Origin of the sequence: Pseudoalteromonas sp. UCD-33C (assembly GCF_001306895.1) — a bacterium.
Classification (GTDB): domain Bacteria; phylum Pseudomonadota; class Gammaproteobacteria; order Enterobacterales; family Alteromonadaceae; genus Pseudoalteromonas.
This window is the reverse complement of record NZ_LJTB01000004.1, coordinates 118,867-132,339: the sequence shown is the minus strand read 5'-3', so window position 1 is coordinate 132,339 and position 13,473 is coordinate 118,867. Positions and strand designations below refer to the sequence as shown.

Genomic DNA, 13,473 nt, shown 5'->3' with positions numbered 1-13,473 from the left:
TTGCAAAGCATAGTTTTGTGCCAACGCCGAAGAGGAAAGCGTGAAGAACAGCAAACTGAAAATCAAAAGAAAAAGTTTAGGCACTGACTGATTAACCCTAAATTATTATTTGCGCATAATTTTTAACAAAATATAGCACAATTATGACCGTAATTAATGGTTCTGAAAAGAAAAAATAGTAATAAGGTCTACTTGGTGCTGAAACTGAAACCTATGCTATAACTAGTTCAATTATCAGCAATTTGAGAACGTGATGCGCCATTCATTTATCAGCCAAAAAAGTAATGCCTTGTTATTAATTATTGACCTTCAGGCAGGGCTTGAACCGGTAATTAACGACTTTGGCTTAGCTGTTAATCAGACCGAAAAGTTAATAAAAGCAGCTAAAGCTTTAGATATTCCTTATTTATTTACCGAACAAAACCCAACCAAGTTAGGTAAAAGTAGTGAACAGCTCTTACCTTTTATAACTGGCACTAACTGCTATCACAAAATACATTTTAGCGCATGCCTAGAGGTTCAATTTAACAACCTATTGGCTGGCTCTAACCGTAAGCAAATAGTGGTAACGGGTACAGAATCGCATGTTTGTGTACTGCAAACATGTTTAGACTTAATTGCCAATGGTTACCAAGTGTTTGTAGTGGAAGATGCCATTGCATCACGCAACGAAAAACACAAAGAGTTAGCAATTAAGCAGCTATTGGCAGCAGGTGCTATTATTAGCTGTACAGAAAGTGTGATATTTCAATGGCTAGAAAAAGCAGGGACCGATCAATTTAGAGCATTATTGCAATTAATAAAGTGAACCATGATGCGCATCAAACCGTATTAGCTCGATTAATTGTATTTTTGTAAATTATTTAATAATTAAGGCTTTATCTATGACGAGTGTGCGCCGCCTTTTTACTTATTTGTTCCTTTTATTGTTTGTTGAATCTTTAGTTTTAGGCTTTATTTATTCGACCTTAATTACAGGTTTGGTAACGGGTTTATTATTACTGTCTTTACCGCTTTGGATGCTCCATCAATACCCTACGAGCAAATTAACTGCTCATGTTGTAGCTGCCGGTTGCATTATGTTTTCGTTTTTACACATCCAACAAAGCTACGGCCTTATTGAGGTTCACTTTGAAATATTTATTTTAATGGCCGTGTTGATCATGTTTGTTGAATGGCGCGTGTTTATTACTGCACTTGCTTTTGTGGCCGTTCACCATTTGAGCTTTTACTTTTTACAGATAAACGAAGTGGGCTTATACGTTTTCGACCCAGACAGGTTGTATTTTAGCACCGTACTTATTCATGCCGTGTATGCCATTGTTGAAGCAATTGTAGCCGGCTACATTGCAAAAACCCTACATCGCGAACGTAGTTCTGGCTTATCGTTAAGCACAACAACAGAGCAGATAATGGCCGACGAAAACAGCATTAATATTAGTTTAAGAGCGGATGATAGTCACAGTGAAGCTGTAGCGGGTTTTAACCGTTTACTGGGTTTTGTATCGAGTGTGATTGGTGATGTTCAAAGCCAAAGTAGTGTTTTAAAAAATCAGTCTAAACAATTACTTGAAGTACACGACGAATTGCATGAGCAAGCACTTAATCGTGAGCAGTTATCGACGGATATCGCGCAGTCAGGTGAACGAGTCGCCGAAGGCTTTGCTCATGTGGAACAAGAAAGTAATGAGCTACAAACACAGTTTGAGCAGCTCCATTTAAGTGCTACAGAGGCATTAAATGAAGTGGCGAATACAGACAGCAAAACGGCTGAGCTTGCTAATAACCTTCAAGAAGCAGATCAAAATATAGGCCAACTGGTGAGTGCATGTTCGCATATCTCAGAATTACTCAATGAAATTTCGTCAATTGCTGAGCAAACGAATTTACTTGCGCTTAACGCTGCAATTGAAGCTGCGCGAGCTGGTGAACAAGGCCGCGGCTTTGCGGTAGTAGCTGATGAAGTTAGAAACTTGGCAACGCGTAGTAAAAACACGACGGATAAAATAACTAATACGCTTGAAAGTTTGATGCAAAACAGCGCCTCTTCAACTAAGTCGATGCAGGGTAGTGTTGCGCTTATAGAGCAGTTATCTGCAATTAGTTCGCAGATGAAACTGCAAATTACCGAGATGACAGAGCAGGTGAATGTTGCCGCAAGTAGCTCACAATTGGTTGCTCATGTAGTGCAAAATCAAGCGGGTAATACACGTGCTATTGCCGAGAACTCACAAGCCTTAATTGCTAACCAAGCCAACGACAACTTGATGATTGAAAAGCTCACCGATCGCGTACAGTTAATTGATGTAAGTATCGATGTACTGGAGCAAGGTATTGCTAAATTCAAATAGCAAATGGCTGATAATGGCAACTCTACTTTGGGTTGCCTCTGTGACATTAGCCTTGGTGTTTGCTTATTCTCAACAAGCAAGCTCCTTTGATCCAGATAAAAAGCTAGCCACAGCAAATTGGTTATCTGCTTTTCAACAAAGTATGGGGCTTGGCACCACAAATACAGATACCTTGTACATTATTGATGAAAATACCTGTGTATGCTCAGAGCGTTCACAACCGCACATAACAAGCCTTAGCAGCTATGCAGCAGAGCAAGGTATTAAAGTAATAAAACTTAAACCAACATCTGCGGTTGCTGCAATATTACCCGCTCAACCTGCCGCAGTACTTGTTTCAGAAAATCAACAGCTTGTGTATGCAGGGCCATTATCAAAAGGACTCGCCTGTTCCAGTCAGAATGGCTTTGTTGAGTTAGTAATTGCAAACTTACGTGCGGGTTTTAATAGCCAGTTTATTAACTCAGACGCCGAGGGATGCTATTGTGAGATTAATTGAACTCTTAAAATAGCAGCGCTAAAAATAAACATGAAATTAAAAGAATTTGAGCTGTGGGCCTTTAAACAAGAGCTAGCCGAATGTAGAAAATTTACCTTGTTTTCTCGAAGTGTATACGCCCATTATGAACGGTATTTTTGTCAGATAGAGACTAACGGAATTTACCGAGTAATTATTAAGTTAAGTGAATCGGATAAACGTGATGGGACCACTGAGTTAAGTAGTTCTGTGCTTAAATTTTATCAACCTTTTGATTTTATAGCATTTAATGGATTGGGTGAGAATGAAAAGAAACTATGCCTATTAGATACGTTGCAGCAAGCATTAGTTAAATTAACAGTAATGTATGAATGGCCAATAGAGCCGTTTAATCAAGCATATGCAGCGGTTTTGAGAGATAGTTTTGTTAACCATTATACTTTTCGAAAAAAGCATAACCGTAACAGAAAATTTATTGCAGAATTAGAGTGCCATCACGAATCGACGAGCTTTGATTGTTTTGTAAAAATCAAAAATAAAATCGGGGAAGTGCTGTTTTCAAAACGTTTATTTAGTGCTGAGCCAGATGAGTTTCTGTTTAATGGCTTACTAGGCGATATTAGATGGATTGATAATGAAACACTCGCAGTTTTGAATAAAGATAAGAGTGAATCAGAGCGGATTAGAGTTCAAGATATCATTAACCAATAAAGTTAAGGGTATAACTTTTTATGACGTAATGTTCTCATGCTTAGTCATAAAAGAGGCCAAAAATATTGGCCTCTGACTCTATAAAGTTATTGAATTTGGCCTCGTATCTCACCGCTTGGGTTTGCAGGGGTATGAATGTTTACATAATGACCGCCTGAAGCTAAAACTGAAAAGATATCGGCGTCTATCATTAAGCCCGTGCTGCTCATCCAGCGATTCATATCATCACTGTCTTGTACAAGAGGAGCTAACACAGGGCCATTTTCACCTGCTACGCCAGTATGAATATGGGCTGCACTTGCATCACTTACACCTGATGTTAGTACTTGCAGCTCAACACTGTAATCATTGGTATTCACTAGCGCATAACCATCACCAGATGCATCCGTTGTGACCGCGGGTACTTCTTGTTCACCAGAAAGCGGGAAGGTTACAAACACGTAGTTGTCGGTAAGGATTTGACCACGTAGTTCACCACCTGGGTTAGCTGGAGTATGCACATTAACGTAGTGACCACCTGATGCGAGTACTGCAAAAATATCTGCATTGATCATGGTGTTTTCAGGTGTTTGCCACAGGTTCATGTTATCGTTTGATTGCTCTAACGCGGCAAGAACGTCGCCATTGGTGCCTATACGACCTGTATGAATGTGAGCAGCAGTGGCGTCACTCACACCTTCGGTTAACGCTCTTAATTCTAGATGGTAATTATCCATGTTAACTAAGGCATAACCACTACCTGATGCCATCGTATCAACGGCTGGAACTTCTTGCATACCACTAAGTGGGAAAGTAACGAGTTGATAGTTATCTGTTAAGATCTGACCTCTAATTTCACCACCCGTGTTAGCAGGTGTATGCACGTTAACGTAATGACCACCTGATGCAAGTACCTCAAATATCTCTGCGTTGATCATGGTATTTGCTGGTGTCATCCACATGCCTGCGTCAGTTGTTGACTGCTCAAGTGCAACGAGTACGTCGCCATTCGTGCCAATTCGGCCAGTGTGAATGTGTGCACCTGTCGCATCATCAACACCCATTGTGTTTACTAATAGCTCTAAGGCATAGTTATCCATGTTGATTAATGCATAACCTTCACCACTTGCATCAGATTCGACAGCAGGAACTTCTTGATCACCGCTTAGTTTAAAGCTCGTAAAGCCATAGTTACTGGTTAGGATTTGCCCGCGAAGCTCGCCGCCAGCATTAGCAGGTGTATGAACATTGACATAGTGACCACCAGAAGCCAGCACTGCAAAAATATCCGCATTGATTTGCGTGTTGCTTGGTGTCATCCAGACATTACTGTCGTCCATTGATTGTTCAAGAGCTACTAATACATCACCATTAGTACCGATACGACCTGTATGAATATGCGCAGCACTTGCATCGTCTAAGCCTGATGTTACAACAGTAAGCTCTACGCTGTAGTCTGTTGTATCAACAAGGGCATAACCATCACCATCAGCCATGGTGCTGACCATAGGCACTTCTTGAGCACCACTCAAGTCAAAGGTCGCAACTGCATAGTTGTCTGTTAAGATTTGGCCGCGAATTTCGCCACCGGCAAATTCAGGTGTGTGAACGTTAACATAGTGACCGCCGTCTAAAAGTACTGCCAGAGTGTCGCTGTCAATCATGGTGCCTTCTGGTACAACCCAGTCAGTCATGACTTCGTCGTCTTGTTCTAAAGTCACGAATACATCACCATTTGAACCTAATTTTCCTGTATGGATGTGAGCTGCTGTAGCGTCATCAACACCCATAGTCACCGCACGAAGTCGTAATTCTGTCGTGGCGCTATCATAAGATGCATAACCATAACCCATTGCGTCACTGTCGTTCATAGGCACTTGCTGATCGCCATTTAAAACAAACGTAATGATGTTGGTTGTATCAGGCACAATTTGCGCACGAAGTTCGCCGTTTGCATATTGTTCGGTATGAAGGTTAATGTACCAATCGCCATCCATTAAATCAGCGATCAAGCTTTCATCAAGGTCGGTAATTGCGACTTCATACATACCATCGGTAGTGGCTTCAAATGCAAAAGCAACATCACCATTAGCGCCTAAATCGCCGTCGTGTATGTGTGCTGCACTAAAGCCTTCGACTGAGCTTGCATCAAGTGTTGCACGAAATTGCATTAAACTTTCGTCAAGCTCTACCGTTGCAGTCGCTGTTTGCATTGAGTCATTCATTGGCACTTCTTGTTTGCCACTTAAAGTTACAGAATAGGTTTTACTTGGAGTGAATTCTTGAACTGGGGGAGGGGTAACAACTTCGGTATTATCGTCATCATCATCGCTACACGCGGTGAGAAAAAGTAAGCTGCTAGCCAGGAGTATGTATTTCATCGTTCTTCCTTATATCTTTGAATGTTCGGACGTTACGACGTGTCCATTTCAATAAGGCTTACGGCAGGTGTTTAAAAAGAGATCACAAAAGGTTATTTAAAAGTTAAAAACTGGTTCTTTAGTATTGGTTTGTTGAAAGAGGGGATTAATAGTTAAAGTTTAATATCGCTAACTTTAAAGGAACATACATGCTTAGCAACATAAAAAGTGTTGGGTGGTAAATGGGTACGGATTGTGCATCTATTTTGTTTTCAAAAGGTTTATAGCTAAACGTCAAAAAATTAACGATAGGAAAACTATGCAGCTAACTTCGTACACATCCTCATTCCTAAAAGAGCCATTATTAGATCAGCAAAATAAAAATGAGCTAAACCCAGAAAGTGAAAAAGCAATAAACCTTCAAGGCTCTAAACAACAAGAAGCGGGCGTTGATTCTGATCCACAAGCAGAAGCTCAATCAAAGACATCACAAACACAGCAAGAGCTAGTAGTAAAAATAAAGGAATTACAAAATAAGATTAATAGTTTAAAAAGCAACAAAGACCTAGCTCCAGAACAACGAGAAAGTGAGTTACTAGAGCTTAATAAACAACTTGATGAAGAAATAAATGCAGTCCAGCTTGCCGTAAAAAGTAATGTTTCTACGATGATAAACTCTTTGTTTGCTCCTACTTCTAGTAATCACTCTGGTATGCTGTTTAACAATAAAGCCTAAGTTTAAGGCAAAGCGCTTGCTCTCAGTTGCTTTGCCAATTGCATATTTATAAGTCCGCTAAATTACATACTTTATAAGTGAGTAGATGAGAGTACATATAAAGGTAAATAGGAAGAACCATTTTATGTGAACTGTTATTGGTGACCCGCGTTTGGCTGTTCTGATCATAGTGACTGGGTAATCATACTCAACAAGTGTCTTGAAGAGCTCAGGGTGTTCTAAGCTCCAGTCATTTAAAGGAATTGAATCACCATAGCGAGTTTTAAAAATTACAGAAAATAGATAGGCACGCCTAGGTTGTGGATCGTTAATATCGTAGCCGCTTTTGGTGCGTGTAAAATTCCATACGGCCTCAACATTAAGTAAATCTTCTCTTTTAATTGTTCGTGGTTTTCTGTCATCGAATAAAAGTGCAGGCAGGTAAACCTGTTCTTGGTTTATTTTAATTTCGCACAACGGGGATTCATGAATGAAGTAACGCTTATTGGCGATAAACATTTGAACTAAAAAGTAACTGAGATATGTAATGATCACAGCGGCAATTGCACCTGCACCGGATTGTGTTTTCCAAACAAGGTGGCAAGCAATGATGAATATAGCACCAGTGATTAATTTTGCTTTGAATTTCTGCGCTTTAGGTAAAGGGACTGCGCATCTCAAGATAGGTATTTCAGTTTGCACTTTCGTTTTTATGAAAGTCTGAAAAAAGATTGAGTTAAAGTTATCACGGGTTAATTCTAAAGTAGGCGCTTCCATGTGTCCTCGATTACTGATTTAGTGTTGGGCGTAAAATAGCAAATGCAGTGCTTTACTATCAACTAAAACACCAGATTGTGTTTAAGTTTGGTTGGAGCATAACTTGCTTTTTATTGGTATAGTAAGTTACTGATAAATATGTAAATGTGAACTGGTGAAATGATAGATTATTTTCTTATTATTTTGATGGTACTTTCGGCTGTTTTATTTTTGTTTGTAATGGTTTTGTTTATCTTAGCTCCAAAATTCGCAAAAAAAGAGCTTTTCATAAACTACTACAGTGGAACAGGTGCAATTTATCATGGTTTTAAGCTGTTCAAAGTTGAATCCTATCGGGAAGACAAAGTGTGGGTTTGTAAAGCCATTAAATACTCATCTATAGCAATTGTAGTAATGTTTTTCATTATGGTTTTTTTAATAAAATTGAATGGAGTTCAACAGAGCTAGGAGTCGGTTCTTGTTTTCCTTTCGTGGATTATGGTTAAGCACTATGCCAAAAAACGTAACAGTTTTTTCTGAGCTAATCGTAGAGTTTCAAATTAAATGGTGGAGATACTATGAGGTATTTAATTTTTATCCTTTTATTCCAAAGCGGCATTTCCATGGCGTTACAGCCTATATCTGAATATTGTGAAGACTCTTATCTGTCAAGCCGAATCGGAGGTGATATTTTTGCAGCAAACAAATGCCTAGTATATGGTTACACTGCTGAGGATATGACTTTCTTTAAGAATAGAAACACAAGTATTGAATTCGATGATATTAAACCTTCAATAGAAAAGTTTATCAATATTGTCAATTCTGAAGTAGATTCATTTTTAGATAAACAAAAAGCTTTTGATGAATACACTGGAGTGATAGATAGTTTCTCAGTGCCTCTATTTTCGAGCTATGATGAATTCGAAGATGCTAAAGCTTCATTAGTATTTTCGATTAGCTATACAACAAGTTGCAGCATATCACTTTTGGATTACAGAGGAGGCGATAAATTTTTGGTTGGGTATAAACTTAATCGAATGACTGATGAAGGTAAGTATACCTATAACTATCTTATTATAGTCCTCTCAGTAGAAGCAAAAATAAATAAAGCGGATAGTGATGGTTTAATAGATGCTTTTTGTCATAATGATTTAAGTTTTAAAAATAAAGAATAATGGTAAGTAGCTTTTATCTATCAAAAGAGGTCGAGCTACATTTTTCCTTCTAAATTATAATACCCACTTCAGTCCAGTCTTTAGTTGAGGTCAAAAAAGAAAGACCTTTCGCTATGAAGACTGGCCGTTATATTGATAATCCATAACCTCTATTTAATTTTTCAAATTTAATGAGTGTTTTTATGAGAGTCTTCGGAAAAATATTTTTAGTTGTCTTTTTTGTGTTAACTTTATTTTGGTACATAACAAAAGATGCTGGTGTATTTATCAAAAATCAGTTTGAGCCTTTTTATTTTCACTTTGATACAGAATTTAGTTCAATAAGAACACAGGAAGGTGTTGCCTACTCTGAGTACACTTATGATCAAGGTTTTAAATCAGTATTGATTGGCGCCGGAGATGAATTTGAAAGTGGTACTTTATTTTTTGACGGTGGACTTTTAATTATAGAAGTCAGTCTTTTTAAAAAGTTTTTGGGTTTTTCTGATTATTGCCTTATTTCAGCAAAGTTTAGAGGTGAGAAGGTATTAGTTTTGAAGACGAGCGCTGAATATGCCGGTGCTGAATTTGGAGGGAAAGTCGATTATAAGTGTAATTTTGATAAGTAAAGAGACATGGTTATCTCTGCCATCATCATAAAAAATGTACACCAAAATTTGAGAATAAGGTTAAGCTTTACTTTCCCTAACTGAATTATGAAAACCATTTAAATTAAGCTATTAGTTGAGAGCAAAGTAAAAGTCCTGCCCTCATATGTGCATATCGCACACTTGCACAATTAATAAAGGAATATAGGTAATTCAATGGAGCAATCTTCAAATAACAAAGCGTTAGCTTGCTTTATTTTGTATGGTGCACCCCTTGTACTTTTAGCTAAACATGGCTGGCAATTAGGTATTTTGATGTGCTTATTGTTTCTGGGGAGCTATAGCCTTTTGCCCCACATTAAAAATATTCGTAGTAATGTCAGAACATTAGATAAGCATGTTTTTGTATCGTATATTGTTGTAATTGCTTTATTTGCAGCAGTTGATATGTTTTCTAAACCTCATTACTGGAAAACTATTATCATTTTGATACTTGGATTTCTTTCACTAGTCCAATTGAAAAAGTTGCAACAATATTTTTTAGAAATGGGATGATTATGCATACTAAGAGGGGTTAGTCTTACAGTTTTACAAATTTTGATGAGCAAGTTACTTTTTAGTTATTAGTGACAGTCAGGACTTAAAACTTACTCTAGGTTTAAAGCACTATTTTCATATAAACAAACAGGGTCAGGTCTTTCTTTTTGCCTTTAAGCTAGTCCAATGTTGTTTATAAGCAATGGCTTAATAGAAGTTCTCAACGTGTAGGGCATTTTGTGATGGGAAAGCACAAACTCCAAAATGGATTTAAATCGACAAAATGTTACTCCAATTTGGCAAATCTAAAGCAACATCAAGGCGTAAGTTAGCGGTAATTGTCGAGCAAAGAAAAGAGTTGGGTGATTATTTTCAATTACGCTATTCGCGTGTAAGTAAGATGGTGGCAAAAAGCAAGACCTGTCCCCATGGTTGAGCGAAATACTTACACTGGACGAGGGAAGACATATGAAATTCCATTACGCTAAAAAAACGTTAACATTATGCCTAGTGTTGCTATCGTTTGCTTCCTTTGCAAATCCTTTAACGACGAACCTCACATGTACTCCAAAAGAAAGCAAGGTTCCATTGATTGTTAAGTTGGATAAATCATTAACAGCAAAATCAAAAGAGTATGTTTTCCACTATCAGAATAACTTTTCTGGTTGGGTATTTGAATTATATCTGTTCATTGGAGAGGTTAATGGTGACTACGTTATTGTCAGTGCAGGAAGTGAACTAGCGGAAAAGGCGACCTCTATTGCAAAGGCTGAATACGCTCGGTTACGGAATAATGTGATAAAAAGTACAAGCCATAAAATTAGTAGTCCGATTACAGAGAACCAAGAATTCTGCCAGTATTTCGATATCGATGGTAAAAAAAGAGTTGTCTTAGATGAAGAGAATTCAGACCCTATGTTGAGGAAGCTAAGAAAAGAGCTTGATGCACTTATCATTTATCGTAAAGAATGAGAAAAAATAGGGCCGCGTCTAGCCTTTTTCCTATTTATTGCGGAACAAAAAGCTTTTAGTTCGCAGCCAATCCCAGTAGAACTGCGCACTTGCTAGCAGCAGGTCGTGCAATTTATGTCGGTGCTGCTAATGGGGAAAGCACAAGCTCAAGAATGGCTTTATATCGATAAAATGTTACTCCTATTTGGAAAATCTAAAGCAACATCAAACCTTAAGTTTGCGCTATTTGTCGAGCAAGGAAAAGAGTTAGGTGAAGCTATTCGCGTGTAAGTAAGATAGTGGTAAAAAGCAAGACCTGACCCCTAGATGCTTGCTGACACTGCTACAATCTCAATGACTCCAGCAGGTAAATAATGGACAAAATATTAGAAAAATTTTTACGAAAGCGTAAGCTGGCGATAAAAAATCCTGAAAAGTATAGAAAGGTTTATATAAATAATACAAAAGAGCTTAATTTTTATATTGAGCAAGGAGAAACGAAAAGAGGTATACCTAGCAATGATAAATTGCCTTTCTTTAACTGGGAGATATTAAATACAGAGTTGTCAATTCCATGTGATTATTATGAGATGGATGCACAAGCTAGTTTTGTAGATGATAACTTACTTGATTTAGGTAAGTTAAGCATATGCTTAACTTATGGATATCACCTGCTTATGATAGAAAACTATAACCTAAAACACTTCACACATCGCTTTAGTCGTGAACCTTTAAGGTTGGTATCACCAACATCTGTATTTCAGCTAAGTATTGCAGTGATATTGCATAATAATGAATATGCTCGCCAAATTTATACGTTATTTCAAGCAGGTTACATGAAGCACTGGGTGAATAGATCAAAAAGTCACATTGGTGATTTTATTATCTTGCTGTTTGATAAGGTAAAAGATGGCAATACCCTAAAACCGATCGTAGATGACTTTGCTTACCAATCTATTATAGATAACTGGGATAGTACAGACTTAACAAAAGTTACCGCTTATCTAAATCAGTTATGTGATGATCAAGTCGCTCAGGTTGCATCACCACCGAGTAAGATGTTTTTTGAGTTTGATAATATGAATTGGCAATTTACACCTTATGCTGCACTTATGCTGCTAACGCTAAGAGCACAACATGGCCTTGAAAACCCTGATTTTGAGCACCCTGGTTTTGGGAATGTGACTTCTTTACTACTAACACAGCCTGTAGCCCCTCAAAAAGATGATGTGCTTGAACAGCTTGTAGTCAAGTTACATGAGCAAGGCTTTGATGAAAAAGCGTTACTAGCATAGCATCTAAAAAGTGTCACTAAAATGGTCAGGTCTTTCTTTTTGCCTTTTAGCTAGTCCAATGTTGTTTATAAGCAATGGTTTAATAGAAGTTCTCAACGTGTAGGGCATTTTACGATGGGCAAGCACAAACTCCAAAATGGATTTAAATCGACAAAATGTTACTCCAATTTGGCAAATCTAAAGCAACATCAAGGCGTAAGTTAGCGGTAATTGTCGAGCAAGGAAAATAATTGGGAGATTATTTTCAATTACACTATTCTCGTGTTAGTAAGATTGTTGCAAAAGTAAAGACCTGACCCCTAGATGCTTGCTGACACTGCTACAATCTCAATGACCCCAGTTGGTAAATAATGGACAAAATATTAGAAAAATTTTTACGAAAGCGTAAGCTGGCGATAAAAAATCCTGAAAAGTATAGAAAGGTTTATATAAATAATACAAAAGAGCTTAATTTTTATATTGAGCAAGGAGAAACGAAAAGAGGTATACCTATAAATGAAAAATTACCATTTTTTAACTGGGAGGTATTAAATACGGAACTGTTAATTCCATGTGATTATTATGAGATGGATGCACAAGCTAGTTTTGTAGATGATAATTTAGTAGATTTAGGTAAATTAAATATATGTTTAAGTTATGGATATTACATGCTTACAATACAAAGCTATAAGTTCAAGCGCTTTAGATATCGCTTTAGTCGTGAACCTTTAAGGTTGGTATCACCAACATCGGTATTTCAGCTAAGTATTGCAGTGATATTGAATAATAATGAATATGCTCGCCAAATTTATACGTTATTTCAAGCAGGTTACATGAAGCACTGGGTGAATAGATCAAAAAGTCATATTGGTGATTTTATTATCTTGCTGTTTGATAGGGCCAAAGGTGACAATAACCTAAAACCGATCGTAGATGATTTTGCTTACCAATCTATTATAGATAACTGGGATAGTACAGACTTAACAAAAGTTACCTCTTATCTAAACCAGTTATGTGACGATCAAGTCATTCAGGTTGCATCACCACCGAGTAAGATGTTTTTTGAGTTCGATAATATGAACTGGCAATTTACACCTTATGCTGCACTTATGCTGCTAACGCTAAGAGCACAACATGGCCTTGAAAACCCTGGTTTTGAGCACCCTGGTTTTGGTAATGTGACTTCTTTACTATTAACGCAGCCTGTAGCCCCTGAAAAAGATGACGTGCTTGAACAGCTTGTAGTCAAATTACATGAGCAGGGCTTTGATGAAAAAGCGTTACTAGCGTAGCATCTAAAAACTGTCACTAAAATGGTCAGGTCTTTCTTTTTGCCTTTTAGCTAGTCCAATGTCATATATAAGCAATGTTTAATAAAAGTCATCAAAATGCTGAGCATTTTGTGATGGGCAAGCACAAACTCCAGAATGGATTTAAATCGGCAAAGTGTTACCCCTATTTGGAAAATCTAAAGCAACATCAAGGCGTAAGTTAGCTGTAATTGTCGAGCAAAGAAAAGAGTTGGGTGATTATTTTCAATTACACTATTCAAAATTGAGTCGGGTAGTGGCAAAAAGCAAGACCTGATCCCTATGGTTC

The 13,473-nt window shown here is 37.6% G+C and carries 14 protein-coding genes; 12 read left to right on the top strand and 2 right to left on the bottom strand.

The window, feature by feature from the left end; all coding sequences use genetic code 11:
- The first annotated feature begins 253 nt into the window (after positions 1-253).
- From AOG26_RS10670 to AOG26_RS10655, 4 genes are all read left to right on the top strand, one after another.
- Positions 254-808 (top strand): isochorismatase family protein, encoded by a 555-nt coding sequence (locus AOG26_RS10670; RefSeq protein ID WP_054562464.1) that lies wholly within the window; start codon positions 254-256, stop codon positions 806-808.
- A gap of 76 nt (positions 809-884) precedes the next feature.
- Complete coding sequence (locus AOG26_RS10665; RefSeq protein WP_054562463.1) at positions 885-2,351, top strand: methyl-accepting chemotaxis protein; 1,467 nt, start codon at positions 885-887, stop codon at positions 2,349-2,351.
- A gap of 13 nt (positions 2,352-2,364) precedes the next feature.
- Entirely contained in the window at positions 2,365-2,850 is a 486-nt protein-coding gene (locus tag AOG26_RS10660; protein ID WP_054562462.1) for a DUF6436 domain-containing protein, read from the top strand.
- 30 nt (positions 2,851-2,880) lie between these two features.
- Positions 2,881-3,540 carry a hypothetical protein gene (locus AOG26_RS10655; protein ID WP_054562461.1) on the top strand — a complete coding sequence of 220 codons (660 nt, stop codon included), beginning with the start codon at positions 2,881-2,883 and terminating at the stop codon, positions 3,538-3,540.
- An 86-nt stretch (positions 3,541-3,626) separates the two neighbouring features.
- Here AOG26_RS10655 and AOG26_RS20520 read toward each other — a convergent pair whose 3' ends face one another.
- Positions 3,627-5,900 carry a CHRD domain-containing protein gene (locus AOG26_RS20520; RefSeq protein ID WP_082401602.1) on the bottom strand — a complete coding sequence of 758 codons (2,274 nt, stop codon included), beginning with the start codon at positions 5,898-5,900 and terminating at the stop codon, positions 3,627-3,629.
- A 298-nt stretch (positions 5,901-6,198) separates the two neighbouring features.
- Here AOG26_RS20520 and AOG26_RS10645 point away from each other — a divergent pair, with 298 nt between their 5' ends.
- Positions 6,199-6,615 (top strand): hypothetical protein, encoded by a 417-nt coding sequence (locus tag AOG26_RS10645; RefSeq protein WP_054562460.1) that lies wholly within the window; start codon positions 6,199-6,201, stop codon positions 6,613-6,615.
- Positions 6,616-6,672: 57 nt separating this feature from the next.
- Here the strand turns inward: AOG26_RS10645 and AOG26_RS10640 are convergent, their stop codons facing one another.
- Entirely contained in the window at positions 6,673-7,371 is a 699-nt protein-coding gene (locus tag AOG26_RS10640; protein WP_054562459.1) for a hypothetical protein, read from the bottom strand.
- Between the two features lie 557 nt (positions 7,372-7,928).
- On the opposite strand from AOG26_RS10640, the gene AOG26_RS10630 reads away from it, so the two are divergent.
- From AOG26_RS10630 to AOG26_RS10605, 7 genes are all read left to right on the top strand, one after another.
- Positions 7,929-8,525, top strand: coding sequence for a hypothetical protein (locus tag AOG26_RS10630; protein ID WP_054562457.1), 597 nt, complete (start codon positions 7,929-7,931; stop codon positions 8,523-8,525).
- 182 nt (positions 8,526-8,707) lie between these two features.
- Positions 8,708-9,133: a hypothetical protein gene (locus AOG26_RS10625; protein ID WP_054562456.1), complete on the top strand. Its 426-nt coding sequence runs from the start codon at positions 8,708-8,710 to the stop codon at positions 9,131-9,133.
- Between the two features lie 195 nt (positions 9,134-9,328).
- The gene (locus AOG26_RS10620; protein WP_054562455.1) at positions 9,329-9,667 is read left to right on the top strand and encodes a hypothetical protein; all 339 of its coding nucleotides are present in this window, start codon (positions 9,329-9,331) and stop codon (positions 9,665-9,667) included.
- Positions 9,668-10,117: 450 nt separating this feature from the next.
- The gene (locus AOG26_RS10615; protein WP_054562454.1) at positions 10,118-10,621 is read left to right on the top strand and encodes a hypothetical protein; all 504 of its coding nucleotides are present in this window, start codon (positions 10,118-10,120) and stop codon (positions 10,619-10,621) included.
- A 129-nt stretch (positions 10,622-10,750) separates the two neighbouring features.
- Entirely contained in the window at positions 10,751-10,891 is a 141-nt protein-coding gene (locus tag AOG26_RS20785; protein WP_235575481.1) for a hypothetical protein, read from the top strand.
- Between the two features lie 83 nt (positions 10,892-10,974).
- Complete coding sequence (locus AOG26_RS10610; protein WP_054562453.1) at positions 10,975-11,895, top strand: hypothetical protein; 921 nt, start codon at positions 10,975-10,977, stop codon at positions 11,893-11,895.
- A gap of 350 nt (positions 11,896-12,245) precedes the next feature.
- The gene (locus tag AOG26_RS10605) at positions 12,246-13,166 is read left to right on the top strand and encodes a hypothetical protein (RefSeq protein WP_054562452.1); all 921 of its coding nucleotides are present in this window, start codon (positions 12,246-12,248) and stop codon (positions 13,164-13,166) included.
- Positions 13,167-13,473: the final 307 nt, after the last annotated feature.

Coding starts and splice junctions, on each gene's coding strand:
- AOG26_RS10670 (WP_054562464.1), top strand. CDS start 254: ATGCGCCATTCATTTATCAGCCAAAAAAGTAATGCCTTGTTATTAATT.
- AOG26_RS10665 (WP_054562463.1), top strand. CDS start 885: ATGACGAGTGTGCGCCGCCTTTTTACTTATTTGTTCCTTTTATTGTTT.
- AOG26_RS10660 (WP_054562462.1), top strand. CDS start 2,365: ATGGCAACTCTACTTTGGGTTGCCTCTGTGACATTAGCCTTGGTGTTT.
- AOG26_RS10655 (WP_054562461.1), top strand. CDS start 2,881: ATGAAATTAAAAGAATTTGAGCTGTGGGCCTTTAAACAAGAGCTAGCC.
- AOG26_RS20520 (WP_082401602.1), bottom strand. CDS start 5,900: ATGAAATACATACTCCTGGCTAGCAGCTTACTTTTTCTCACCGCGTGT.
- AOG26_RS10645 (WP_054562460.1), top strand. CDS start 6,199: ATGCAGCTAACTTCGTACACATCCTCATTCCTAAAAGAGCCATTATTA.
- AOG26_RS10640 (WP_054562459.1), bottom strand. CDS start 7,371: ATGGAAGCGCCTACTTTAGAATTAACCCGTGATAACTTTAACTCAATC.
- AOG26_RS10630 (WP_054562457.1), top strand. CDS start 7,929: ATGAGGTATTTAATTTTTATCCTTTTATTCCAAAGCGGCATTTCCATG.
- AOG26_RS10625 (WP_054562456.1), top strand. CDS start 8,708: ATGAGAGTCTTCGGAAAAATATTTTTAGTTGTCTTTTTTGTGTTAACT.
- AOG26_RS10620 (WP_054562455.1), top strand. CDS start 9,329: ATGGAGCAATCTTCAAATAACAAAGCGTTAGCTTGCTTTATTTTGTAT.
- AOG26_RS10615 (WP_054562454.1), top strand. CDS start 10,118: ATGAAATTCCATTACGCTAAAAAAACGTTAACATTATGCCTAGTGTTG.
- AOG26_RS20785 (WP_235575481.1), top strand. CDS start 10,751: ATGGGGAAAGCACAAGCTCAAGAATGGCTTTATATCGATAAAATGTTA.
- AOG26_RS10610 (WP_054562453.1), top strand. CDS start 10,975: ATGGACAAAATATTAGAAAAATTTTTACGAAAGCGTAAGCTGGCGATA.
- AOG26_RS10605 (WP_054562452.1), top strand. CDS start 12,246: ATGGACAAAATATTAGAAAAATTTTTACGAAAGCGTAAGCTGGCGATA.